The organism is Sphingomonas sp. Tas61C01 (genome assembly GCF_052567495.1).
Genome location: NZ_CP199583.1, coordinates 253,916 through 277,360, shown reverse-complemented (window position 1 = coordinate 277,360; position 23,445 = coordinate 253,916). Strand labels below are relative to the sequence as shown.

17 protein-coding genes and 3 pseudogenes are annotated in these 23,445 nt (G+C 68.8%); 13 read left to right on the top strand and 7 right to left on the bottom strand.

Annotated features, from left to right (window positions below):
• The first annotated feature begins 7 nt into the window (after positions 1–7).
• Positions 8–1,378, top strand: a complete 1,371-nt coding sequence (locus ACT009_RS01270; protein ID WP_445192595.1) for a leucyl aminopeptidase family protein — start codon at positions 8–10, stop codon at positions 1,376–1,378.
• 301 nt (positions 1,379–1,679) lie between these two features.
• On the opposite strand, the gene tpiA is transcribed toward ACT009_RS01270, so the two are convergent.
• Positions 1,680–2,426 carry a triose-phosphate isomerase gene (tpiA, locus tag ACT009_RS01265; RefSeq protein ID WP_445192594.1) on the bottom strand — a complete coding sequence of 249 codons (747 nt, stop codon included), beginning with the start codon at positions 2,424–2,426 and terminating at the stop codon, positions 1,680–1,682.
• 109 nt (positions 2,427–2,535) lie between these two features.
• On the opposite strand from tpiA, the gene ACT009_RS01260 reads away from it, so the two are divergent.
• From ACT009_RS01260 to ACT009_RS01250, 3 genes are all read left to right on the top strand, one after another.
• Complete coding sequence (locus tag ACT009_RS01260; RefSeq protein ID WP_445192593.1) at positions 2,536–4,497, top strand: SurA N-terminal domain-containing protein; 1,962 nt, start codon at positions 2,536–2,538, stop codon at positions 4,495–4,497.
• A gap of 7 nt (positions 4,498–4,504) precedes the next feature.
• On the top strand, positions 4,505–5,998 hold the full coding sequence (trpE, locus tag ACT009_RS01255; RefSeq protein ID WP_445192592.1) for an anthranilate synthase component I: 1,494 nt from the start codon (positions 4,505–4,507) through the stop codon (positions 5,996–5,998).
• A gap of 195 nt (positions 5,999–6,193) precedes the next feature.
• A complete protein-coding gene (locus tag ACT009_RS01250) occupies positions 6,194–9,307 on the top strand; it encodes a TonB-dependent receptor (RefSeq protein WP_445192591.1) in 3,114 nt (1,037 codons plus the stop codon).
• Positions 9,308–9,328: 21 nt separating this feature from the next.
• Here ACT009_RS01250 and ACT009_RS01245 read toward each other — a convergent pair whose 3' ends face one another.
• The gene (locus tag ACT009_RS01245) at positions 9,329–9,790 is read right to left on the bottom strand and encodes a hypothetical protein (protein ID WP_445192590.1); all 462 of its coding nucleotides are present in this window, start codon (positions 9,788–9,790) and stop codon (positions 9,329–9,331) included.
• 112 nt (positions 9,791–9,902) lie between these two features.
• Here ACT009_RS01245 and ACT009_RS01240 point away from each other — a divergent pair, with 112 nt between their 5' ends.
• The 4 genes from ACT009_RS01240 to moaC are packed head-to-tail and all read left to right on the top strand — an operon-like array spanning position 9,903 to position 12,737.
• Positions 9,903–10,499: an anthranilate synthase component II gene (locus ACT009_RS01240; protein WP_445192589.1), complete on the top strand. Its 597-nt coding sequence runs from the start codon at positions 9,903–9,905 to the stop codon at positions 10,497–10,499.
• Positions 10,496–11,491, top strand: a complete 996-nt coding sequence (trpD, locus tag ACT009_RS01235; protein WP_445192588.1) for an anthranilate phosphoribosyltransferase — start codon at positions 10,496–10,498, stop codon at positions 11,489–11,491. Before ACT009_RS01240 ends, trpD begins: the two co-directional genes overlap by 4 nt.
• A complete protein-coding gene (gene trpC, locus ACT009_RS01230) occupies positions 11,488–12,264 on the top strand; it encodes an indole-3-glycerol phosphate synthase TrpC (protein ID WP_445192587.1) in 777 nt (258 codons plus the stop codon). The genes trpD and trpC overlap by 4 nt, the downstream gene beginning before the upstream one ends.
• A complete protein-coding gene (gene moaC, locus ACT009_RS01225; protein ID WP_445192586.1) occupies positions 12,261–12,737 on the top strand; it encodes a cyclic pyranopterin monophosphate synthase MoaC in 477 nt (158 codons plus the stop codon). The genes trpC and moaC overlap by 4 nt, the downstream gene beginning before the upstream one ends.
• Positions 12,738–12,778: 41 nt before the next feature.
• Here moaC and ACT009_RS01220 read toward each other — a convergent pair.
• Positions 12,779–12,886 (bottom strand): annotated as a pseudogene (locus tag ACT009_RS01220) (PEPxxWA-CTERM sorting domain-containing protein); the annotation flags it as partial.
• Positions 12,887–12,919: 33 nt separating this feature from the next.
• Positions 12,920–13,717: pseudogene (locus tag ACT009_RS01215) on the bottom strand (SGNH/GDSL hydrolase family protein); the annotation flags it as partial.
• Positions 13,718–14,001: 284 nt separating this feature from the next.
• Between ACT009_RS01215 and ACT009_RS01210 the strand changes: the two are divergent.
• Complete coding sequence (locus ACT009_RS01210) at positions 14,002–15,195, top strand: molybdopterin molybdotransferase MoeA (RefSeq protein WP_445192585.1); 1,194 nt, start codon at positions 14,002–14,004, stop codon at positions 15,193–15,195.
• Positions 15,196–15,250: 55 nt separating this feature from the next.
• Positions 15,251–15,937, top strand: coding sequence for a transcriptional repressor LexA (gene lexA, locus ACT009_RS01205; RefSeq protein ID WP_445192584.1), 687 nt, complete (start codon positions 15,251–15,253; stop codon positions 15,935–15,937).
• A gap of 7 nt (positions 15,938–15,944) precedes the next feature.
• Here the strand turns inward: lexA and ACT009_RS01200 are convergent.
• Positions 15,945–18,062, bottom strand: a pseudogene (locus ACT009_RS01200) (ComEC/Rec2 family competence protein); the annotation flags it as partial.
• A gap of 26 nt (positions 18,063–18,088) precedes the next feature.
• On the opposite strand from ACT009_RS01200, the gene gltX reads away from it, so the two are divergent.
• The 3 genes from gltX to ACT009_RS01185 are packed head-to-tail and all read left to right on the top strand — an operon-like array spanning position 18,089 to position 21,023.
• Positions 18,089–19,546 (top strand): glutamate--tRNA ligase, encoded by a 1,458-nt coding sequence (gltX, locus tag ACT009_RS01195; protein WP_445192583.1) that lies wholly within the window; start codon positions 18,089–18,091, stop codon positions 19,544–19,546.
• Complete coding sequence (locus ACT009_RS01190; RefSeq protein ID WP_445192582.1) at positions 19,543–20,826, top strand: citrate synthase; 1,284 nt, start codon at positions 19,543–19,545, stop codon at positions 20,824–20,826. Before gltX ends, ACT009_RS01190 begins: the two co-directional genes overlap by 4 nt.
• A complete protein-coding gene (locus ACT009_RS01185; protein ID WP_445192581.1) occupies positions 20,826–21,023 on the top strand; it encodes a hypothetical protein in 198 nt (65 codons plus the stop codon). Before ACT009_RS01190 ends, ACT009_RS01185 begins: the two co-directional genes overlap by 1 nt.
• On the opposite strand, the gene ACT009_RS01180 is transcribed toward ACT009_RS01185, so the two are convergent.
• Both ACT009_RS01180 and ACT009_RS01175 read right to left on the bottom strand, forming a co-directional pair.
• Entirely contained in the window at positions 20,973–22,340 is a 1,368-nt protein-coding gene (locus ACT009_RS01180) for a sensor histidine kinase (protein WP_445192580.1), read from the bottom strand. The genes ACT009_RS01185 and ACT009_RS01180 overlap by 51 nt on opposite strands.
• A complete protein-coding gene (locus tag ACT009_RS01175; RefSeq protein ID WP_445192579.1) occupies positions 22,337–23,431 on the bottom strand; it encodes a hypothetical protein in 1,095 nt (364 codons plus the stop codon). The genes ACT009_RS01180 and ACT009_RS01175 overlap by 4 nt, the downstream gene beginning before the upstream one ends.
• Positions 23,432–23,445: the final 14 nt, after the last annotated feature.

The following is a 23,445-nucleotide window of genomic DNA, read 5'->3' as shown; positions in this document are numbered from 1 at the left end:
GCCACAGATGCAAGATTTCGCCTCGCTGCTCGTCCCCGATCGCGGCCAGCCCGCCCGCACCATCGAGATCGTCACCGCCGACTCGCTGGAGCCCTGGCTGGCCCGCCATCCTGCCGCCACCCGCGCCGGGCTTGCGGGGCAGCGCTTCACCGGCAAGCCCGGCACCCACGCGATCCTCGCCACGCCCGAAGGCTGGAGCGTGGTCGCGGCGATCGACGACCCAACCTCGCCCTGGTCGCTCGCGACGCTCGCCGATCGCCTGCCTGAGGGCAGCTACCGGGCACCCGGCGCCGAAGGCGGGGCGCTCGGCTGGCTGCTCGGCCAATACCGGTTCGATCGCTATCGCCAGGCCGACGATCACGGCGCGCGCGTGCTGCTCAGCGCCGACGCCGCCGCGATCGACGAGACCGTCCGCCTCGCAGCCGCCACCGCCACGGTCCGCGACCTCGTCAATACCGGCGCCGGCGATCTGGGGCCCGCCGAGCTCGAGGCCGAGGCCGAGGCGCTGGCGAAGCGGTACGGCGCCACCGTCACGACGACCCGCGGCGATGCGCTGGCGCAGGGTTATCCGATGATCCACATCGTCGGCCAGGCCGCGAGCCGCGACCGCGCACCGCGACTGATCGAACTGGAATGGGGCGACCCCGCCCATCCCCGCGTCGCGATCGTCGGCAAGGGCGTGTCGTTCGACACCGGCGGTCTCGACATCAAGCCGTCCGCGGGCATGCGGCTGATGAAGAAGGACATGGGCGGCGCCGCCCACGCGCTCGCGCTCGCCGGGTTGGTGATGGCGGCGCGGCTGCGGGTCCGGCTGCACGTGCTGATCCCCGCGGTGGAAAACGCGATCGCCGGCAACGCCTTCCGCCCCGGCGACGTGCTGCCGAGCCGGCTCGGGCTCACCGTCGAGAACACCAACACCGATGCCGAGGGCCGGCTGATCCTCGGCGACGCGCTCGCCAAGGCGGCGGAAGCCGATCCGGCGTTGATCCTCGATTTCGCGACGCTGACCGGCGCCGCCCGGGTCGCGCTCGGCCCCGATCTGCCGCCGCTGTTCACCGACGACGACGTCCTCGCCGACGAGCTGCTCGCGGCGGGGGTCGCCGCCGAGGATCCGCTGTGGCGGATGCCGCTATGGGATGGGTATGACGACCTGCTGAAGTCCGACATCGCCGACCTCGTCAATGCCCCCGACGGCGGCTTCGCGGGCGCGATCACCGCCGCACTGTTCCTTCGCCGGTTCGTGCCGGCGGGCATCCCCTGGGCGCACATAGACGTCTTCGCCTGGCGCCCCACCGCGAAACCCGGCCGTGCCAAGGGCGGCGACGCCTATGCCCTTCGCGCGACCTTCGCGGTGCTGAAGGCGCGCTACGGGGGGTAGCCGGAAGCCCCCAGACCACCGTTCGTGTCGAGGCGCTGTTGTGACGCGCCAACCATCCCTCGATACGGGCTCTCGATACGCTGCTGGCGCAGCTACTCGATCCCTACTCGGGACGAACGGAGTGGGTTAGAAACGATCACGTCGGCAAGCCCACCAACGCGCATCCTCCCCTGGAAGGGGAGGTGGCTGGCGCATGCCAGACGGAGGGGTGACGCCCTGTCCGGATAGCGGGTCACCCCTCCGTCAGGGCAGCGCCCTGCCACCTCCCCTTGCAGGGGAGGATCACTTCGGAAGCACGCCCCTACAGCCCCGCCGCGCCCTCGATGATCGGCACGAACTTCGCCGCGGTCAGGCTCGCGCCGCCCACCAGCGCGCCGTCGACATTCTCCAGCGCCAGGATCGACGCCGCGTTCGCGCCGGTCACCGATCCGCCGTAGAGGATCCGCACCCCGTCCGCGCGATCGCCGATCAGCATCCGCAGCTTGGCGCGTGCGATCGCGTGGATCGCGGCGATGTCCTCGGGGGTCGGGGTGCGTCCGGTCCCGATCGCCCAGCGCGGTTCGTAGGCGAGCGTCAGCCAACTGCCGTCGGCGTCGTCCGGCACCGATTTCTCGATCTGCGCCTGGACGATGCGCTCGGCACGGTCGGCGTTGCGCTCCGCCTCGGTCTCGCCGCAGCACAGGATCACCGACAAGCCCGCACGGTGCGCCGCCGCCGCCTTCGCCCAGGCGTCGTGGCTGGTCTCGTGCTGGTCGGCGCGGCGCTCGCTATGCCCGACGATTGCGAAGCGGGCGCCCGCCTCGCGCACCATCGGCGCCGAGACGCAGCCGGTATGCGCGCCATGATCCGCCTCGTGGACGTCCTCGGCACCGATCGACAGCGTCGGCACGCGGTCCGCCGCCGCCGCGATCAGCGTGAACGGCACCGCGACGCCGACGTCGACCTGCGGCGCCGCCTGTGCTGCCGCCGCGATCGCGTCGAGTTCGGCCAGGCTCGCCCGGTCGCCGTTCATCTTCCAATTGCCCGCCACCAGCTTGCGCCGCATCATCGCACGTCCCCGCCCGTTTCTTTGCCGTCGCGATGCAGCGCGCCACGCTTGATGGCAAGCCGCCTGCCCCCTAAAGCAGCGCCTTTCCCCGTTCCGCGATCGGCCAATCATGCTCACCTTCTTCCGCCGGATCATCAATTCCAAGGCCGGCGTGATCGTCACCTTCGTCGTGCTCGGCGTGATCGCGCTGGCGTTCGCGGCTGGCGACGTCACCGGGCTGCGCAACGGCGGCGGCGCCGTCGCGGGCAACAGCGTCGCCAAGGTCGGCGATCAATCACTCACGGTCGCCGACTTCAAGTCGCGGATCGGCAGCGCGCTCGAGAATGTCCGCCAGCAGCAGCCGACGATCGACATCACCCAGTTCATCGCGCAGGGCGGCTTCGAAGGCGTGCTCGACCAGATGGTCAACAGCCTCGCGCTCGCGCAGTTCGGGCGCGATCAGGGCATGGTCGTCAGCAAGCGCGCGGTCGACGGCGAGATCGCCAGCATTCCCGGCCTGCAGGGCCCGACCGGCAAGTTCGATCCCGCGATCTACCAGCGGCTGCTCGCCCAGCGCCGCCTGACCGACGCGCAGGTCCGCGTCGAGATCGAGCGCGACGTGCTCAGCACCCAGCTGACCCTGCCGACCGTCGGCGCGACCCAGGTGCCGCTCCAGATCGCGCTGCCCTACGCCTCGCTGCTGCTCGAAAAGCGCGCGGGCCAGGTCGGCTTCGTGCCGGTCGCGGCGATGGGCGCGGGCGCGACGCCGACCGCGGCCGAACTCGACACCTTCTACCGCCGCAACGTCGCGCGCTACACCGTGCCGCAGCGGCGGGTGATGCGCTACGCCCTGGTCACCCCCGCGATGGTCGCGGCGAAGGCGGTGCCGACCGACGCCGAGATCGCGCAGGCCTACAAGGCCGACGCGGCGAAATACGCCGCCGCGGAAAAGCGCACGATCAGCCAGGTCGTCGTGCTCGACCAGGCCGGTGCCAATGCAATCGCCGCGCGGGTGAAGGGCGGCACCGCCATCGCCGACGCCGCCCGCGCCGCCGGGCTCGAAGCCTCGACCCAAACCGCGGTCGACAAGTCGACCTACGCGGCCGCTACCTCCGCCGCGATCGCGGACAGCGTCTTCGCCGCCGCGCGCGGCGCGGTGATCGGCCCGGTCCGTGGGCCGCTCGGCTGGACCGTCGCGCAGGTCGGCGCCATCCAGCAGGTCGCCGGCAAGACGCTCGCCGAGGCACGCGGCGAGATCGTCACCGCGCTTACCACCCGCAAGAGCGCCGACGCGTTGAGCGCGCTGCACGATTCGCTCGACACGTCGCTGGCGAGCAATGCCACCTTCGACGAATTGGTCGGCGACCAGAAGCTGCAGCCGCTGACCACGCCCCAGCTGACCGCCGGCGGCACCGATCCCGACATCGCCGGCTCCAAGCCCGATCCTGCGCTGGCGCAGGTCGTCGCCGCCGGCTTCCAGAGCCAGGAGGGAGATCCGCCCCAGCTGGTGCAGACCGGCGCCGACGGCAGCTTCGCGCTGGTCGCGCTCGGCCGCATCGTGCCCGCCGCGCCCCGTCCCCTCGCGCAGGTCCGCGACACGGTGGCGCGCGACTTCGCCGCCGATCGCGCCCGCAGCGCCGCGCGCCAGCTAGCCAATGCGATCGTCGCCAAGGTCAATCGCGGCACCCCGCTCGCCCAGGCGATCGCGCAGGCGGGCGTACCGCTGCCGGCACCACGCCCGCTCGGTGCGTCGCGGCTCGATCTCACCCAGAACCGCGAAGGCGCGCCGCCCCCGCTGGCGCTGATGTTCTCGATGGCACAGGGCACCGCCAAGACGATCGAGGCGCCGGGCAGCACGCCGGCTCAGGCCGGCTGGGCGATCGTCAAGCTCGACCGCATCGACCGCGGCAACGCCGCCAGCCAGCCGCAGATCGTCAACGGTGCCCGCGGCAGCATCGGGCGGTTGGTGGGCCGCGAATATGCCGAACAGTTCGCGCGCGCGGTCCGCACCACGGTCGGCGTCAAGACCGATCCCGCGGCGCTCGCACGCGTCCGCGGCGAACTGACCGGCGCCGCGGCTCCGGCCAACTGACATCGCGATGACCGACGCGCAGGCGGCTCTCGCGGCCGGCAAGCCCGGCTTCGTCTGGCGCTGCCAGGTCGCGGATACCGAAACCCCGGTTGCCGCGGCGCTGAAGCTGATCGAGCCCGGCCGCGGCGATTTCCTGCTCGAATCGGTCGAGGGCGGATCGACCCGCGGGCGCCACAGCCTGATCGGCCTCGCCCCCGACCTGGTGTTTCGCGCGAACGGCGGCGCCGCGGAGATCAACCGCCGCTGGGCTTACGACCGAGACGCATTCGCGCCCGCCACGCAGCCGACGCTCGCCGCGCTCCGCGCGCTCGTCGCCGAATGTCGCGGCGACGTTCCGGCGGGGCTGCCACCGGCGCTGTCCTGCCTGGTCGGCTATTTCGGCTACGAGACCGTCGGCCTGGTCGAGACCCTGCCGCAGCCCGCCGCCGACACGCTCGCGCTGCCCGACATGATCTTCGTGCGGCCGACCACGATCCTGGTGTTCGATCGGCTCGCCGACACGCTCTACCTCGTCGCGCCGGTCTGGCCAACCGATGGCGCCGACCCCGCAGCGCAGGTCGCCGCGGCGGAGGAAAGGCTCGACGCGGTCGCCGCGCGCCTCGCGGGCACCCCGCTGCCCGTCGCCATCGACGCGCCCGCGTGCGCCACCGACTACACGCCCGCGCTGCCTGCCGGCCGCTACGGCGAGATGGTCGCGGCGGCCAAGGACTATATCCTCGCCGGCGACATCTTCCAGGTGGTGCTGGCGCAGCGCTTCAGCACCCCCTTCGCGCTGCCGCCGTTCGAGCTCTATCGATCGTTGCGGCGGATCAATCCCTCGCCCTTCCTCTACCATCTCGACCTGCCGGGCTTCGCGCTGATCGGATCGAGTCCCGAGATCCTCGTCCGCGTCCGCGACAATCGCATCACCATCCGCCCGATCGCGGGCACCCGCCCTCGCGGCCGCACCGCGGCGGAGGACGACGCCAACCGCGAAAGCCTGCTCGCCGATCCGAAGGAGCGCGCCGAACACCTGATGCTGCTCGATCTCGGCCGCAACGACGTCGGCCGCGCCGCCGCGCCGGGCAGCGTCCAGGTCACCGACAGCTACGGCGTCGAGCTGTACAGCCACGTCATGCACATCGTCTCCAACGTCGTCGGCAATCTGTCTCCTGCGCACGACGCGCTCGATGCACTGTTCGCGGGCTTCCCAGCCGGCACCGTCAGTGGCGCCCCCAAGGTCCGCGCCTGCCAGATCATCGCCGAACTCGAACCCGAACGCCGCGGCGCCTATGCCGGCGGCGTCGGCTATTTCTCGCCCGACGGATCGATGGACTCGTGCATCGTGCTCAGGACCGCAGTGGTGAAGGACGGCACCATCCACGTCCAGGCCGGCGCCGGCATCGTCGCCGACAGCGACCCCGCGTCCGAACAACGCGAGTGCGAGGCGAAAGCCGGCGCGATCCTGGCGGCCGCCCGCGAGGCTGTGGAGCGCGCGGCAGCGGGGAAGTACGGGCAGTAATCGCTGACATACGATCGAATAGCGAACAGTTAGATGCTTAGTGAAGTGTTCGTTATTTTGCTTGAAAGCTAGCCTATAGTTCATCTCGCTGTGTTAGTACTTTCACGTTGTACCAAAACAAGTTGGGCGCCATTGCTTCGGTATAGGATATAAGCTCTTTTCCCCTTGGCGGTTCACGCTGCAGGGGGAAAAATGATGGCCATCGACAAGGGTGTTCGGCGCTTTCGGATCATGGGCTCGGCGGTAAGCGCGCTACTGCTCGCCACCGGATCGATCGCGCTATCTACCGCGGCTCATGCTCAGGGCTTTTCGAGCTTCTCGGCGACCGGCATCGTCGTCGACGATAACGGCAAGCCGATCGCAAACGCGACGGTTACCGCCCGTTCGGACGATCAGGGGTTCTCGCGCAGCGCCAGGACCAACAAAAGCGGCAGCTACACGCTGCCCGAATTGCGTGAGGGGCAATATACCTTCAGCATCGAAGTAGAGGGCTATGCCCCGTACTCCGAGTCAGGTGTTCGCCTTGCTACTGGTTCGGCGGGCAACGAGTTCCGTCTCGCGTCGATCGGTACCAGCGGCGACATCCTCGTCACGGGTCGCCGGGTCGCCACATCGGAGTTCGATCTTACGACGACGGGGCAGGTCATCAACGTCGCCGATGTCGCCACCCGTATCCCTGTGGCACGCAGCCTCGCCGCGCTCATCCAGTTGGTGCCGGGCACCAGCGCGGGTTCGGGAGCGTTCAACAATCTGTCTTCGGTAAATGGCGGCGCGGTGTCGGAAAATGCCTTTTTCATCAACGGCCTCAACATCACCGATTTCCGCAAGGGCCTGTCGCCCGTTGAAGTACCGTTCGAATTCTACCAGACGATCGAGGTAAAGACGGGCGGCTACGCCGCGGAGTTCGGTCGCACCACCGGCGGTTTTACCAGCGCGACGTCGAAATCCGGTTCCAACGAGTTCCACGGCGGCTTGCTGATGACCTGGAATCCAAATGGACTGCGTTCTAACCGGCCTAACACCTTTTTTTCAGATAACAATGGCGGTGCCAGCGAATATCGGTCAGTGATCGCGCAGCTTTCCGGCCCGATCATCAAGGATCACCTGTTCTTCTACGGTCTTTATCAGGCGCGCAACAATACCTCCAGCGCGGCGGGCAAGCAGTTCCTTGGGGATCCGCGTAATCAATCGCAAGTCGACGATCCGGCGCAATATCTGGGGACATCGCGCAGCTACTCGCGATCCGACACACCGTTTTACGCGGCCAAGATCGATGCCATCATCACCGACGGCCAGCGACTCGAATTTACTTACTTCAACACCCGCTACCGGAGCAATACCAGCACGTTCGGCACGAGTGCGGGTACTCTCGCCGATCGCTACAATTATCGCACGAATTCTGACGGACCGTATACGGGTGGATCCAAGCAGACGTTCGGTGGCGCCAATTATGTTGGTCGCTATACCGGCGTGTTCACGAATTGGCTGACGTTATCCGCTGCTTACGGTCGCAACGAAAACATCGCATCCTTTGAATCGTTCAACGCGACCAACGTCAGCACGCCATCGGTAATCGACAGCCGTGATCCACTGAGGATCGTGCCGTTGACGATCGCCGGGGGCGGTCGGGGCAGCGATCTCGATGTCCGCAAATTCTACCGAGCGGATGCCGACCTGCGTTTCAAGATGCTGGGCTCGCATCATATCCGCTTTGGGTATGATCGAGAGGCGCTGTCATCGACTTCGTTCAGCCAAGGCACCGGCGAAGGTCTAAGCTACAACATCTTCTCGGCACGTGCCGGGAACATCTACGGCCTCGCACCAGGCACCCAATATGTTCGTCAGACCCGCTACTTCCAAGCGGGTCAATTCGCCTCTAGCAACGAAGCATTCTACATCCAAGACAGCTGGTCGTTGATCAGCGACCGCTTGAACCTGAATGTCGGCATCCGGAACGATCGCTTCTCCAACGATAACGCGTCCGCTGAGACCTTCTACAAGAGCGGAAATCAATGGGGGCCCCGCCTGGGCTTCACCTTCGACCCTATCGGGGAACGTCGCGACAAGATCTATGGCAGCTTCAGTCGCATGTACTTGCCGGTGGCGTCCAACACCAACATCCGCCTGACCGGCGGCGAATTCTTCTACACGCGTACCAATCTCTTCGGTGGGCTTGGCGCAGGCAACATACCGATCCTCGGCGCACCCGTGCTTTATCCTACGGCCGGAAATTGCCCCGATGACAACGTTCGGAACTGCTCGGTCACCGGGGACGGCAAACCCAAGGACGCCGAGACGACGGTCGCCCGCGACCTGATGCCGCAATCCGAGGATGAATTCATCCTCGGCTACGAGAAACGATTGGGAGCCAAGTGGCGCGTCGGCGCCTTCTTCAACTATTCGAAGCTGAACGAAGTTCTGGAAGACTCTGCAATCGACGCCGCCGTGAACAATTATTGCAAAGCCGAAAAGATCACGGGCTGCGACTCGGTTTGGGACGGGTTCCACCAATATGTTCTCATCAATCCGGGTCGCGGCGCGTCGATCACGCTCTCGGATCCAGTCAACGGAGAGCAGACGCTGCGTACGGTGGCGTTCACCCCGGAACAACTCGGATACCCCAAGGCCGAGCGAACCTACAAGGCGATGACCTTCGAAGCGCATCGTGAATTCGATGGCGTCTGGAGTCTGGACGCGTCGTACACCTTCTCGAAGACAATCGGCAATTACGAGGGCGGCGTTAAGACCGACAATGGCCAGAGCGACACCGGCCTGACCACCGACTTCGACCAGCCCGGCCTGACCCTCGGCACCTACGGTTATTCACCGAACGACAAACGCCACGTCATCAAGTTGGCCGGCAGCTACCAGATCGGACCAGTCAACGTCGGCGGCGTCTTCCAGGCCTATGCGCCGCGTCGTTATGGCTGCATCGGCCAGGTTCCGATCGGTGTGGATCGCTACGCAGCAGCTTACGGTGCCTCCGGGCTATTCTGCCAGGTCAGACCCGACGGCAGCATCAACACCGAGCCAAATACCACGACACCGGTCGCGCTGATCCGTCGTGGTTCGGTCTTCAAGAGCGATTGGCTATTCATCAACGACGTCGACGTGGCCTATAAATTCAACGTCGGCAAAGCATCGATGACGCTACGCGCGTCGGTCTTCAACGTCCTCAACAGGAAGGCGAAGCTCAACTTCAACGAAACCGGCACGAACGACGAAGGCGTGGCCAATCCCTATTACCGGACGCCTACCGAATACCAGAGCGGCCGCAACGCGCGCCTGCAGCTTGCGTTCAACTTCTGATCGACCGATCGAGCAGCGTTATTATGGCACCCGCGTTGCAGCACCTTGCTGCGCGCGGCGTTCCGCTGCCCAGGCCTGGTTCGTCGCGAGGGCGCAGCCGCTCTGGCCGCCGGTGCCGACCGGCGAGCACGTGTCCGGCAAGCCGCCGGCGACGCGACCGACCTGGTCCATCGTCGCGGTGCGGTTCACCCAGCTCTGGTTCTGCGCCTTGATCGGTGCGTCGTCGCGGAACTGCTTGGGGATGCGATAGGGTTGGTCGAGCGTCGAGCAGACCACGATGTCGCTGTCGGTGCTCGCCGGGCATTTCTCGCCCGCCTTCAGCGTCACGCTGCGGATCCGCTGGGGCGCCGCGCCGGATTCGGTTTGCGCCACCGGCTGGGCCGTGGCCGGAGCCTGCGCCTGCGCCTGCGCCGACGCGAGGGTCGGCAGGGCCAGCAAAGCGACGATCAGCAGCGGACGGAACATCATGATCTCCTTCATCATGCCGAACGTCCGTGATCGCGCATGGCTCCATGCTGAACGACGCGCCGCACAGCGGACCGTCGCCCGCGGTAACAGGCGTTGCGCACGATCCGCCATCGGCTATGGCGCTGCGATGATCCTGGTCATCGACAACTACGACAGCTTCACCTGGAACCTGGTCCATTACCTGATGGAACTGGGCGCCGAGGTCGAGGTCGTCCGTAACGATGCGATCTCCGCCGGCCAGGCGCTGTCGTCGGGCGCCGACGCGTTCCTGATCTCCCCCGGTCCTTGCACCCCGACCGAGGCGGGGGTGTCGCTCGATCTGGTCGCCGCCTGCGCCGATGCGGGGCGGCCGCTGCTCGGCGTGTGCCTCGGCCATCAGGCGATCGGCCAGCATTTCGGCGGCAAGGTCGAACGCGGCGGGCTGATGCATGGCAAGACCTCGGCACTGGTCCATGATGGCAGCGGCGTGTTCGCGGACCTGCCCTCGCCGTTCACCGCGACCCGCTATCATTCGCTGATCGTCAACGACGTCGCCGCGCCGCTGGTCGTGAACGCGCGGACCGAGGACGGGATCGTCATGGGGTTCCGCCACGCGACGCTGCCGATCCACGGCGTCCAGTTCCATCCGGAGAGCATCGCCACCGAACATGGCCATGCGCTGCTCGCCAACTTCCTGCGCGCCGCCGGCATCGCGGTGCGCGCGCCGCGGGACGTCGCGGCGTGACCACGCTCGCGCTGTTGCCCGACACGGCGACGCCGCTGTCGCGCGAGTCGGCGTCGCTGGCGTTCCGCGATATCCTCGACGGCCGCGCGAGCGAGGTGGCGATCGCGGATTTCCTCATCGGCCTGTCCGATCGCGGCGAGACCTCGATCGAGATCGCCGAGGCCGCGCGCGCGCTGCGGGCGCGGATGATCCCGATCGACGCGCCCGCGGGCGCGATCGACGTCTGCGGCACCGGCGGCGACGGCCACCACACCCTCAACGTCTCCACCGCCGTCGCGCTGGTCGTGGCGGCCTGCGGCGTGCCGGTCGCCAAGCACGGTAATCGCGCCGCCTCGTCGAAGGCGGGCGCGGCGGACACGCTCGAGGCGCTCGGCCTCGACATGGCGATCGCGGGAGCGACCGCGGAGGCGAGCCTTCGCGATCTCGGCATCGCCTTTCTGTTCGCGGCGAACCACCACCCCGCGATGCGCCGGATCACCCCGATCCGGCAGCGGATCGGCCGGCGCACGATCTTCAACCTGATGGGGCCGCTCGCCAACCCGGCCAGGGTCAGCCGCCAGCTGATCGGCATTGCGCGCCCCGATTACGCCGGGCTCTATGCCGAGGCGCTCGACCGGCTCGGCACCACCGCCGCACTGGTGGTGTCGGGCGAGGAGGGCCTGGACGAGCTGTCGGGGGCCGGCCCCAGCATCGCGGTCACCGTCGGTGCGGTGCCGCTACCCGCGCAGATCACCCCCGAGGACGCCGGATTGCCGCGCCACCCGATCGCGGCGATCCGCGGCGGCGATCCTGCGCACAACGCCGCGGCGCTGCGCGCGCTGCTCGACGGCGCGCGCGACGGCTACCGCGATGCCGTGCTCCTGAACGCCGCCGCGGCGCTGGTCGTCGCCGGCGCGCAGCCGGACCTGCCCAGTGCCGCCCACGCCGCGGCCGATGCGATCGACGATCGCCGCGCCGCCGACCTTCTCGATCGCTGGATCGCCTACCGATGAACGTCCTCGCCCGGATCATGGAAACCAAGCGTGCCGAAGTCGCTGCCCGAAAGGCGACCACCTCGCTCGCGGATATCGACGCGGGCATCGCCGCGCGCACCAAACCGCGTGGCTTCCGCGCCGCGCTCGATGGGCATCAGGGTCACGCGCTGATCGCCGAGATCAAGAAGGCGAGCCCGTCCAAGGGGCTGATCCGTGCCGACTTCGATCCCCCCGCCCATGCCCGCGCCTATCAGGCCGGCGGCGCCGCTTGCCTGTCGGTGCTGACCGACGAACAATGGTTCCAGGGTTCCGACGACTATCTGATCGCCGCGCGCGACGCCGTGTCGATCCCGGTCCTGCGCAAGGACTTCATGGTCGATCCCTGGCAGGTCACCGAATCGCGGTCGATCGGCGCCGATGCGATCCTGATCATCGTCGCCGCGCTCGACGACGTGCAGATGAGGGAGATCGAGGCAGCCGCGCTCGAATGCGGGATGGACGCGCTGGTCGAGATTCATGACGAGGCCGAGCTCGATCGCGCGCTGGCACTGAAATCACGGCTGATCGGCGTCAACAACCGCGACCTGCGCGATTTCACGGTCGACTTCCAGCGCACCTACGATCTGGTCCGCAAGGCACCGAAGGATTGCACCTTCGTCGCCGAAAGCGGGCTCACCACGCGAGACGATCTCGACAAGATGGCCGCGGAGGGCGTGCATTGCTTCCTGGTCGGCGAATCGCTGATGCGACAGGACGATGTCGAGGCGGCGACCCGCAGCCTGATCGGATGACCGGCCTCACCCATCTCGATGCCGACGGCGCCGCGCATATGGTCGATGTCGGCGGCAAGCAATCGACCGCGCGCGAGGCGATCGCCGGAGGCCGCATCACGATGAGCCCCGCCGCGCTCGCGGCGGTCCGCGACGGCGCCGCGGCGAAAGGCGACGTGATCGCGGTCGCGCGGATCGCGGGAATCATGGCGGCGAAGCGCACCAGCGACCTGATCCCGCTCTGCCACCCGCTGCCGCTCAGCCGGGTCGCGGTCGATCTTGCCTTCGACGACACCGGCATCGTCGTCACCGCGACCGCGGCGACAGACGGCAAGACCGGGGTGGAGATGGAAGCGCTGACCGCGGTATCGGTGGCGCTGCTGACGATCTACGACATGGCCAAGGCGATCGACAAGGCGATGGTCGTCACCGACATCCGCCTGCTCGCCAAGACCGGCGGCAAATCCGAACCCTGGACCGCGCCCACGCGCTGAAGCGACCGGCTCGCCCATGTGGGAGAGCCGGTCGCCTTCGCTCAGGCAAAGGTGACGCGGACCGAGGGACGCCGCACGCCGCGCATCGCCCCGCCGATCAGCGCAAAGCCCAGGATCATCATCGCCCAAGTCGCCGGCTCCGGCACCGCCAGCGCGAACTGCCGGTTGATGTCGTTGTACAGCGCCTTCTGCACGGCGGCAGTCGGATGGGTGCCGTCGAACGAGAAATACCCGGTGCACGCCGGGAACGCCGCCGCACCGCGGCAGGTGCCGCCGTCGGGGCGGGTCGCATCGGGCAGGATCAGCGGCTCGGGCAAGCCGAACGCGCTTGGATCAGCCTGCAGCCGCCCGAAGAAATCGAGATAGCTGAAGCGGAACAACGTCGTGCCATCGGCGAGCGTCAGGCCGGACAGCGCTTCGTTGAGATAGGCTTCGGCCTCCAGCGACGCCGCCAGTCCCGCGCCGGTCGCGACCGGGAACCCGGTGATCAGGATGTTGCGCGCGCCGAGCTTGTTGAGCGTCTCCACCCCGCTCGCATAGTCGGACGCCGCCGCCTTCAGGAACGCACTGTCACTGCCATACCCGGTCGGCGTGCCCGGCTGGATCGCCGCGAAAACGTCGTTGCCGCCGAAATTGAGCACGAACAGGCCAGTCGAATCGACCTTGTTCCCGAGTGCCAGATACTGGTTGTAGAAGAAGAGCTGCTCGCCGAGATCGGCCGACGCTGATGTCGTCGTTGCCCGTGCGCCCCCATAGGCGAAGTTGGTGCCGCCGAGCAGCGATGCGGTGGTCGGCTTTCCGAACAGGTCGATGCTCAGCAGGTCGGTATAGTCGTAGCCATTGGTGAAGCGGCCTTCGAAATACCCTTGAGTCGGGTTCGCCCCCGCACCGAGCTTGAGGATGTTGCCGGCGTCGACCAGGCTGTCGCCGAACACCGTCAACGACGTATAATTCGGCGCAGCCTCGGCCGGCACCGCCATCGCCGCGCTCGCTAGGCACACGCCCAGCGTCAACTTCCAGTTCATCGACCTCTCCCGTTTTTATTATGGTAAACGGATGGTAACACCCCGTTAGAAGGGAAGTAAACGGGCCGTGATCATCGGCGAGGTGACTGGTCGACGACGTAAGACAAACGAGCGGCATTCCCCAACCTCATCGTGCTTTCGCAGACGCGGGAGCCCTTCGCGGGGACCCAATGCGGGTCGCGTTACCGCCGCCCCCGAAACTCGGTGCCAAAACCCGCCCGACCATGCCAGATGACGCCATGAACACGCCACCCACCCTAATCCCCGTCGCCGAAGCGCAACGGCGCCTCTTCGCCGCTGCCGCCCCCGTCGCGGCCGATCATCTTCCGATCGCCGACGCCGCCGGCCGCTGGGCCAGCGCCGACATCCTCGCGCGCCGTACCCAGCCCGCGGCGGACCTGTCCGCGATGGACGGTTATGCGATCCGCTACGACGACCTGCCCGGCCCTTGGCAGGTGATCGGCGAAAGCGCCGCAGGCCGCCCCTATGCCGGGTCGATCGCAGCGGGCGGGGCCGTCCGCATCTTCACCGGCGCCGCGATGCCCGCCGGCGCGGACGCGGTGCTGGTGCAGGAGGAGGCGCGACGCGACGGCGCTCACCTGTCGCTAGATGGCGAGGGCCCCACCCGGCGCGGCGGCAATGTCCGCCGCCGCGGGCTCGACTTCAGCGAAGGCGACCGCCTGATCCGCGCCGGCGACCGGATCACTCCCGCGCGGATCGCGCTCGCGATCACCGGGGGCGCCGCCAACCTCCCCGTACACCGCCGGGTCCGGGTCGCGATCGCCGCGACCGGCGACGAGCTGATCCCGCCCGGTGCGCCGCTGAATCCGCTGTCGCTGCCCGAGGGCAATTCGTCGATGCTCGCCGCGATGCTGGCCGATCTGCCGGTCGAGATCGTCCGCCTCGGCATCCTCGCCGACGATCTCGCGACGCTCACCGCCGCCTTCGCCGCGGTCGATGCCGATCTCCTGATCACCACCGGCGGCGCGTCGGTCGGTGATCACGACCTCGTCCGACCCGCGTTGGAGATCGCGGGCGGGGTGATCGACTTCTGGCGGATCGCGCTGAGGCCCGGCAAGCCGATGATGGCGGGACGATTGGGCGAGGCGATGGTGCTGGGGTTGCCCGGCAACCCGGTCTCCGCCTTCGTCACCGCGGTCCTGTTCGCCCGCCCGCTGATCGCGCATCTTGCGGGTGCCGCCGATCCGCTGCCCCGCACCACCCATGCGTTGCTCGGCGAAGACCTCGCCGCCAACGGCGCGCGAACCGATTACCTGCGCGCCGAACTACGCGACGGGCGCGCCTTTGCCTCGACGATCCAGGACAGTTCGATGCTGCTGACGCTCGCCCGGTCGACCTGCCTGATCGTCCGCGAAGCGGGCGCGCCGCCGGCGTCGGCAGGCGACTCGGCGGAAATCCTCGTCATCGCTTGACGGCTTCCAAGATGTTCCATAGAAGTTCTGCGTCTGTTCTGGACGGAGAATATCCATGCTCACGCGCAAGCAGCACGAGCTCGTCTGCTTCATCAACGATCGGCTCGACGAAACCGGGATCTCCCCGTCGTTCGAGGAGATGAAGGAGGCGCTCGACCTGAAATCCAAATCGGGCGTGCATCGCCTGATCTCGGCGCTGGAGGAGCGCAATTTCATCCGCCGTCTGCCCAACCGCGCTCGCGCGCTCGAGGTGTTGCGGATGCCCGAGCGGCCGGAAAAGGCGGCGCGGGCCAAGCCGTCCACCACCGCGGCGGCGCCCCCCCCCGCCAACGTCCGCGCGGTCCCGCAGCCCGCGAACGACGTCATCGAGATCCCGCTGCACGGCCGGATCGCCGCCGGCGTGCCGATCGAGGCGTTCGAAGGCAGCGCGATGCTCGCGGTGCCGGCGGCATTGCTCGGCAACGGCGAACATTATGCGCTGGAGGTATCGGGCGACTCGATGGTCGAGGCGGGCATCCTCGACGGCGACTATGCGCTGATCCGCCGGACCGAGACCGCACGCGACGGCGAGATCGTGGTCGCGTTGATCGACGACAGCGAAGCGACGCTCAAATATTTCCGTCGGGAGGGCGCGATGATCCGGCTCGATCCCGCCAACCGCGCCTATGATCCGCAGCGTTATCCCCCCGCGCACGTCCGCGTCCAGGGTAAGCTCTCGGGTATCCTGCGCCGGTACGACTGATCCGGTCGAGCACCGGCGGATCGCGCCACGGGTGGCGATCCGCCGGGGCCAGCACCGTCGTCACTCGTTCGCTCCCGAGCGTCAGCGCGATGCCGCCGGTCCGGCGTAGCGTCTTCCTGTCGAGCCGCAGCCAGCGCGGCGTGCAACCGCGCGGCAGTCCGCCTTCGTTGACGACGATGTCCGCCGCCCGGCACGCCGCCAGCAGCGCGGCGCGCGGCACCGGATAGGCGCTGCGCAGCGCCATGATCCGCCACGTCCGCCCGCCGGCGACGAGATCGACCAGGCACAGGTCGCGGCTGCACCGCGCATCGGGCTGTTCGGCGAGCAGCAGTGGTTCGCCGTCCACCCCGCCATTCTCCGCGAGCGTCGACCGCGTATAATCGCCGGCCCGGTCGCGCAGGATCGCCAGCCCGGCGCGGGTCCTGACCGCGACGTGGCGACCGTCACCGGTGATCAGCAGGTCGGGCGGCGGGGTAGCGATCGCCCAGATCGCACCCGCCGCGACCGGGACGATCCCCAGCCGCCGCCAGCGCGTCCGCCACAACGCCAGCCACACGCCGCCGATCACCATCGCGGCGAACGCGCCGTCGGGCATCGCAGGCAGCGCCGCCACCGATCCCGGCGCCGCGGCGACCGCGTGCGCCAGCCACAGCAGCAGCGCGATCGCCCGCCCCGCCAGCCACCACAACGGCCCCCCCACCCCCGCCAGGTCGAGCACCAGCGCCGCCGCCTCCAGCGGCATGATAACGAAAGTGGTCAGCGGGATCGCGACGATGTTGGCGGCGGCGCCATAGATGCCCGCCTTGTGGAAATGGTACACCGCGATCGGCATCAGTGCGATCTCGACCGCGATGCCGGTCAGCAGCAGGGCCGCCAGCCCCCGCGCCGCCCGCCGCCCCAACCCTTCGTCGTGCGGCTCCAGGAATGCGCGGACCCGCGGCTGTTCGTGGATCGCGACGATCGCGGTGATCGCGGCGAAGGACAGCTGGAAGCTCGGGCCCGCCAGCGCCTCGGGCCAGGCGAGCAGCACCACCGTCGCGCCGACCGCGACCAGCCGCAGCGTCATCGCCTCGCGCCCCAGCGCCAACGCGACGAGCACCAGCAGCGCCGCGACGCACGATCGGATCGTCGGCACCTCGCTGCCCGTCAGCAACGTATAGCCGATCGCCGCCGTCGCGCCGGCCAGTGCGCCAATCAGCGGAATCCGCGCATGCAGCGCCAGCCACGGGCTCAGCGCCAGCAACCGCGCCACCACCACCATCGTCGCCGCCACCACCGCGGTGATGTGCAGTCCGCTCACCGACAGCAGGTGCGCCAGCCCCGCGCGTCGCATCGCCTCCGCATCCGCCTCCTCGATCGCGCCCTCGTCGCCGGTCGCCAGCGCCGACGCGATCCCGCCGATGCTGCCGTCGAGCCGCCCGGTGATGTGCCGGGTGAGCGCCGCCCGTGGTCCACCGCCCGCGTCGCCGCCGCGCTCCACCGTCACCGGCGCGAACCCGCGCCCGGTCGCTCCGATCCCGGCGAACCACGCGACCCGTGCGAAGTCGTAGGCGCCCGGCACGGCGGGCTGCGGCGGCGGCATCAACCGCGCGCGCAATCGGATCGTCGCACCGCGCACCGCCCCCGCGGGCACGTCGCCGGTGACCAGATTGACCCTGATCCGCCGCGGCAGCGCAGGGCCCGCCACCGGCGCGAGCGTCAGCCGCACCAGGTCGCGCGCGGCAAGCGGCTCGACCTGCTCGACGCGAGCGCCAAACGCCGCGATCGTCGGCCCCGCCAGCACCGGTGCCGCCACCCGTTCCGCGCGCCACCAGATCAGCGCCAGCCCGATCCCCGCACACAGCGCCGCGACCGCCACCACCCGCGCCGCGCGCCCGGTGCCGCCCGCCGCCGCCCCGGCCAGTGCCAGCGCCACCAAGCCGAGCAGCGCCACCGCCCAGCCCTGCGGATCGGGCACCACGAACCAGCACGCAACCCCGCCGCCGATCGCGACCGGCATCCACAGCGGCAGTTGCTCGCGTTCCGCCTCCAGCAGCCGTTCGATCGCGCGGCCCGCCTCGCGCCACGCGGTTTGTCCGCGCCAGGGGTGCGTGCTAGGGGCCTCGACGGCTGTTTCGGCCAACATGTATCGAACATTGGGAGCACGCTCGGTTGGGCGCAACGAATGATAGCGACGTAGGTATTCGCCCTAGGTCGGACGCCGTGGTCACCCGGTTCGCGCCGTCGCCGACCGGATACCTCCATCTCGGCGGCGCGCGCACCGCCTTGTTCAACTGGCTCTACGCGCGGCATCACGGCGGCAAGTTCCTGCTGCGGATCGAGGATACCGACCGCAAGCGCTCCACCCAGCCCGCGATCGACGCGATCCTCGACGGCATGCGCTGGCTAGCGCTCGACTCCGACGAACCGCCGGTGTTCCAGTTCGAGCGCGCCGCCCGCCACGCCGCGGTCGCGCACGAGATGATCGACCGCGGCCACGCCTATCGTTGCTACATGACCGCGGACGAGATCGCCGCGATGCGCGCCGAGGCCGAGGCCGCGAAGAAGCCGCTCCGCATCCGCAGCCCGTGGCGCGACCGCGATCCCGCGACCGTCCCCGCAGACGCCGCCTATGTGGTCCGGCTGAAGGCGCCGCTGGAGGGCGCGACGACGATCGACGACCGCGTCCAGGGCAGCGTCACCGTCCAGAATGCCGAGCTGGACGACCTCATCCTGCTGCGCTCCGACGGCACGCCGACCTATATGCTCGCGGTGGTGGTCGACGATCACGACATGGGCGTGACCCACGTCATCCGCGGCGACGATCATCTCAACAACGCGTTTCGCCAGCTGCCGATCATCAAGGCGATGGGCTGGCCCGAGCCGATCTACGCGCATATCCCGCTGATCCACGGCACCGACGGCGCCAAGCTGTCGAAGCGCCACGGCGCGGTCGGGATCGAGGCGTATCGCGACGAACTCGGCATCCTTCCCGAAGCGATGGACAATTACCTCCTCCGCCTCGGCTGGGGGCATGGCGACGACGAGATCATCAGCCGCGCACAGGCGGTGGAATGGTTCGATCTGGGCGGCGTCGGCAAGTCGCCGTCGCGCTTCGACCTGAAGAAGCTCGAGAACCTCAACGGCCATTACATCCGCGAGGCCGACGATGCGCGGCTGGCGGGTCTGGTCGCCACGATCGCCCGGCTCGACGGCGACGAAGCGCTCGCTTTGCTGCAGCGCGCCATGCCGCCGCTGAAGCCGCGGGCCGCCAATCTGAACGAACTCGCCGACGGCGCGGCGTTCCTTTTTCACGTCCGCCCGCTGGCGATGGCCCCCGCCGCGGCCGACTTGCTCGGGGGCGACGCGCCTGCCACGCTGGCCGCCGCACACGCCGCGCTTGACGCGGTGCACCACTGGGATACGGAAGCGCTAGAAGCTGCGGTACGGCAGGTCGCGACCGAACAGGGCCTCAAGCTCGGCCAGGTCGCTCAACCCCTCCGCGCCGCACTCACCGGGCGCAAGACGTCGCCCGGCATCTTCGATGTCCTCGTGCTGCTCGGGCGCGAGGAAAGCCTCGGTCGGATCGCCGATCGCATGGCCGCCGGACAGGAAGGACGACTGACATGAGCGACGCCGCGAAAATCTCCCTGGGCGGTAAGGATTTCGAATACCCGGTCATGTCCGGCACGGTCGGGCCGGACGTCGTCGATATCCGCAAGATGTACGCCCAGACCGACGCCTTCACCTATGATCCGGGCTTCACCTCGACCGCGAGCTGCCAGTCGAAGCTGACCTATATCGACGGCGACCAGGGCGTCCTGCTCCACCGCGGCTACGCGATCGGCGAGCTGGCCGAACAATCGACCTTCATGGAGGTCGCGCATCTGCTGCTGAACGGCGAGCTGCCCAACCAGGACGAGCTCGACACCTTCACCTACACGATCAGCCGCCACACCATGGTGCACGAACAGCTCGCGACCTTCTATCGCGGCTTCCGTCGCGATGCGCATCCGATGGCGATCCTCTGCGGCGTCGTCGGCGCGCTGTCGGCCTTCTATCATGATTCGACCGACATCCACGATCCGGTCCAGCGCACCATCGCGTCGCATCGCCTGATCGCCAAGATGCCGACGATCGCGGCGATGGCGTACAAGTACAGCGTCGGGCAGCCGTTCCTCTATCCCGACAATTCGCTCAGCTATACCGGCAACTTCCTGCGCATGACCTTCGGCGTGCCGGCCGAGCCCTATGTCGTGAACCCTGTGGTCGAAAAGGCGATGGACCGGATCTTCATCCTCCACGCCGATCACGAACAGAATGCGTCGACCTCGACCGTCCGGCTTGCAGGCTCCTCGGGCGCCAACCCGTTCGCGTGCATCGCCGCCGGCATCGCCTGCCTGTGGGGGCCCGCGCACGGCGGGGCCAACGAGGCCGCGCTCAACATGCTCCGCGAGATCGGCACCCCCGATCGCATTCCGGAGTTCATCGCGCGCGCCAAGGACAAGAACGATCCGTTCCGCCTGATGGGCTTCGGCCACCGCGTCTACAAGAACTACGATCCCCGCGCGATGGTGATGCAGCAGACGGTGCGCGAAGTGCTCGGCGCGCTCAACGTCACCGATCCGGTGTTCGATGTCGCGATCCAGCTCGAGGAAATGGCGCTGAACGATCCGTATTTCGTCGAGAAGAAGCTGTTCCCGAACGTCGATTTCTATTCGGGCGTGATCCTGTCCGCGATCGGCTTTCCGACCTCGATGTTCACCGTGCTGTTCGCGCTCGCGCGGACGGTCGGCTGGGTCGCGCAGTGGAACGAGATGATCACCGATCCCGACCAGAAGATCGGCCGTCCGCGCCAGCTCTATAGCGGCCCGACCGAGCGTCCCTACGTGCCGGTCGGCCAGCGCTGATGATCGCGCGTCGGATCCTGGTCGGCATCGGCATCCTCATGGCGCTTATGGGGCTGCTGTGGATCGGCCAGGGTCTCGGCTACATCCACTGGCCGGCGTCGAGCTTCATGCTCGACCAGCGGCCATGGGCGGATCGCGGCGCGGTGCTAGCCGTGCTCGGGCTCGTGCTGATCCTCGCCGCCCGCCGCCTTCGGTAGCGTCAGCATGAACCGCGCGCCTTCGTTCGGCGCGCTTTCCACCGTCAGGTCGCCGCCCATCGCCCGCGCCAGTCGCCGCGCGATGTAGAGGCCGAGGCCGTTGCCGCCCGGCTCGGCGGGATCGACCCGCTCGAACTTCTCGAAGATCCGCTCCTGGTCCGCCGGCGCGATGCCCTTGCCCTGATCGTCGACGATCGCAGTGGCGTGCGTCTCGGTCTCGGCGGCGGTCACCGTGATGATCGATCCCGGCGTCGCATAGCGCACCGCGTTACCGATCAGATTGACCATGATCTGCAGCGCCCGGCGGAAATCGCCCGCCGCGGGCACCGACAGGTCCGACACCGGCCGCGCGATCACCACCTCCGCACTCGCCGCACGAACCCCGAGCAGCCCCGCCGCCCGCCGCGCCACGTCGGCCAGGTCGATCGGCTCGGGGCTCAGCGCGAAGTCCGCGCCCTCGATCGCCTGCAGGTCGACCAGGTCGTCGACCAATTCGAGCAGGTGCCGCCCGGCATTGGCGATGTCGGCGGCGTAGTCGATATAATCCTGCTGCACCGGTCCGTCCGCGGCGGCGTTGATGCTGTCCGCATTGGCGATGATCCGCGACAGCGGTGCGCGCAGCACCTTGTCGAGACCGCTGGTGAAGAACGGCGTCAGCGTTCGCGTGCGATCCTCCGCGGCTTCGCCGGCCGGCATCGCGATACCCGTGAAGCCCGCGAAACCGATGTCCGCGCCGCGCCGCAGGTCGGCCGATACCGTCACGCGCTGCCCGGTCGCGCGGATCCGCGCGGGCTGATCGACGAAGGCGCGGCGGCGCGCGATCGCTTCCAGGATGGGGAGCGATCCGTCCTCGGTCTCGTCGAAGCTCAGCAGGATGGTGAGCGGCTTGCCGAGGATCGATGCCAGCTCGATGCCGTCGCCGACGAGGTGCGTCAGCCGCAGCGACGCGTCGGTCTCCCAGCGCAGCGCCGCCGCCGGGGCGCCGTAATCCTGATGATCTGGCGCGATCGTCCGGTGCGGCCGCTGCCATCCGGTCACCGCCAGCCGGACTCGGTCGCGCTCGGGTTGCGCTCGGACCCAAAGGTCGAGCGCACCGTCGCGGTCCGCGACGACAACCCCGCGCGACACGACGATGCCGAGCCGCCGCGCGAGCCGAGCGATCGTCGCCAGCTGCGGCACCGCCACCGGCCGGTCGATCGCGCCACCGGCGCGGTCGTTCAAGCCGGCGATCGCCGGATCGGCACTGACCAGCCGACCTTCGGCATCTACCGTCGCGACCGCGACCACGGCCTCCCGCGTCGGTTCGGCCTCGGTCATGCGAACGGAGCCTCGGCGAGATCGGCGAGCGCGCGCCGCAGATCGGGATGCGTCGCGAACGGCGCCAGCGCTGCCTGCGCAACCTCGGGCGCGATCGCCGCGATCTCGTCGAGCCGATCGGCGAACGCCTCGACATCGCGGGTCGGGTCGGCGTCCGCCAGCGACAGGCCGATCCTCGCGATCGCGGCCCGATCGAGCTGCACCGCGCGCAGTGCCAACCAGAGCTGCGAGCCGTCGGCATCGAGCACGATCCGTCGCATCTGCGCATAATCGAGCCCGATCGCGCGTGCGAGCACCGCGATGAACAGCGCCAGCGCCCGATCGCCGAGAATGTCGACCAGCAGCGTCGGCACCTCACTCGGCCGTGCGTCGATCGCGATCGCCAGCCGTACCGCGAGCGATTCGAGCCGCTCGCCCTCGTCATGCGCGGCGAGGCTGCGCAACGCCGCCTCCTCGATCGCCCGATCCACCAGCGCGTTATCGCCTGCGCCCTCGCGCACCGCCGCGGCGGTCCACCAGACGAGGCGGTGATGATTGTCCGCGGTCAGCTCGCTCCCCGCCGCCATGCCGAGGTCGTTGGCGGTGCGGCGCCGGCTCTGCGCGGCCAGCAGCGCGCCCGCCGCGCTCGCGACGACGCCGTCGCCGACATCGGTCAGGCGAACGACGACGCTCGGCTCGTCGGGCTCGGACACCGCGGTCGGCAGTAGCTCGGCCAGCAGGTCCTGGCGCACCCGGCCGATCAGTTCCTCCATCAACGATCGGTCGCGCAGCACCTGCGACGCGAGCAGCCGGTCCAGCGCCCTCCCCTGCGCCGCGATCAACGCCGCCGCGGCGCCGTCCTCGGCCCAATTGCCCAGCACCCGCGCCGCGTGGCGCCTGATATCGCCCTCGATCGCGCCGACGATCGCGCCGAGCACCGTCGCCAGTGTGAGCCGCGTGCGATCGTCGAGCCGCGCGTCGTCGGGCAGGAAGAAATCGGCGATCGTCCCCGACAGGCGGAGCGCGTCGCGCCGCATGCCGATACGCGCGCGTTGCGCCGCGTCGGCGGCGCTCGCGGAAATCTGGTCGCGCGGGTCTGGCGTGGTCGACATGCTGCCGAACTAGC

What these genes read in the sequence shown, in the direction of transcription:
- ACT009_RS01245 (WP_445192590.1), bottom strand. Translation starts at nt 9,790, where the DNA reads ATGATGAAGGAGATCATGATGTTCCGTCCGCTGCTGATCGTCGCTTTG.
- moaC (WP_445192586.1), top strand. Translation starts at nt 12,261, where the DNA reads ATGACCGGCCTCACCCATCTCGATGCCGACGGCGCCGCGCATATGGTC.
- ACT009_RS01250 (WP_445192591.1), top strand. Translation starts at nt 6,194, where the DNA reads ATGGCCATCGACAAGGGTGTTCGGCGCTTTCGGATCATGGGCTCGGCG.
- ACT009_RS01180 (WP_445192580.1), bottom strand. Translation starts at nt 22,340, where the DNA reads ATGACCGAGGCCGAACCGACGCGGGAGGCCGTGGTCGCGGTCGCGACG.
- ACT009_RS01270 (WP_445192595.1), top strand. Translation starts at nt 8, where the DNA reads ATGCAAGATTTCGCCTCGCTGCTCGTCCCCGATCGCGGCCAGCCCGCC.
- ACT009_RS01260 (WP_445192593.1), top strand. Translation starts at nt 2,536, where the DNA reads ATGCTCACCTTCTTCCGCCGGATCATCAATTCCAAGGCCGGCGTGATC.
- lexA (WP_445192584.1), top strand. Translation starts at nt 15,251, where the DNA reads ATGCTCACGCGCAAGCAGCACGAGCTCGTCTGCTTCATCAACGATCGG.
- ACT009_RS01185 (WP_445192581.1), top strand. Translation starts at nt 20,826, where the DNA reads ATGATCGCGCGTCGGATCCTGGTCGGCATCGGCATCCTCATGGCGCTT.
- ACT009_RS01190 (WP_445192582.1), top strand. Translation starts at nt 19,543, where the DNA reads ATGAGCGACGCCGCGAAAATCTCCCTGGGCGGTAAGGATTTCGAATAC.
- tpiA (WP_445192594.1), bottom strand. Translation starts at nt 2,426, where the DNA reads ATGATGCGGCGCAAGCTGGTGGCGGGCAATTGGAAGATGAACGGCGAC.
- trpC (WP_445192587.1), top strand. Translation starts at nt 11,488, where the DNA reads ATGAACGTCCTCGCCCGGATCATGGAAACCAAGCGTGCCGAAGTCGCT.
- trpE (WP_445192592.1), top strand. Translation starts at nt 4,505, where the DNA reads ATGACCGACGCGCAGGCGGCTCTCGCGGCCGGCAAGCCCGGCTTCGTC.
- ACT009_RS01175 (WP_445192579.1), bottom strand. Translation starts at nt 23,431, where the DNA reads ATGTCGACCACGCCAGACCCGCGCGACCAGATTTCCGCGAGCGCCGCC.
- ACT009_RS01240 (WP_445192589.1), top strand. Translation starts at nt 9,903, where the DNA reads ATGATCCTGGTCATCGACAACTACGACAGCTTCACCTGGAACCTGGTC.
- ACT009_RS01210 (WP_445192585.1), top strand. Translation starts at nt 14,002, where the DNA reads ATGAACACGCCACCCACCCTAATCCCCGTCGCCGAAGCGCAACGGCGC.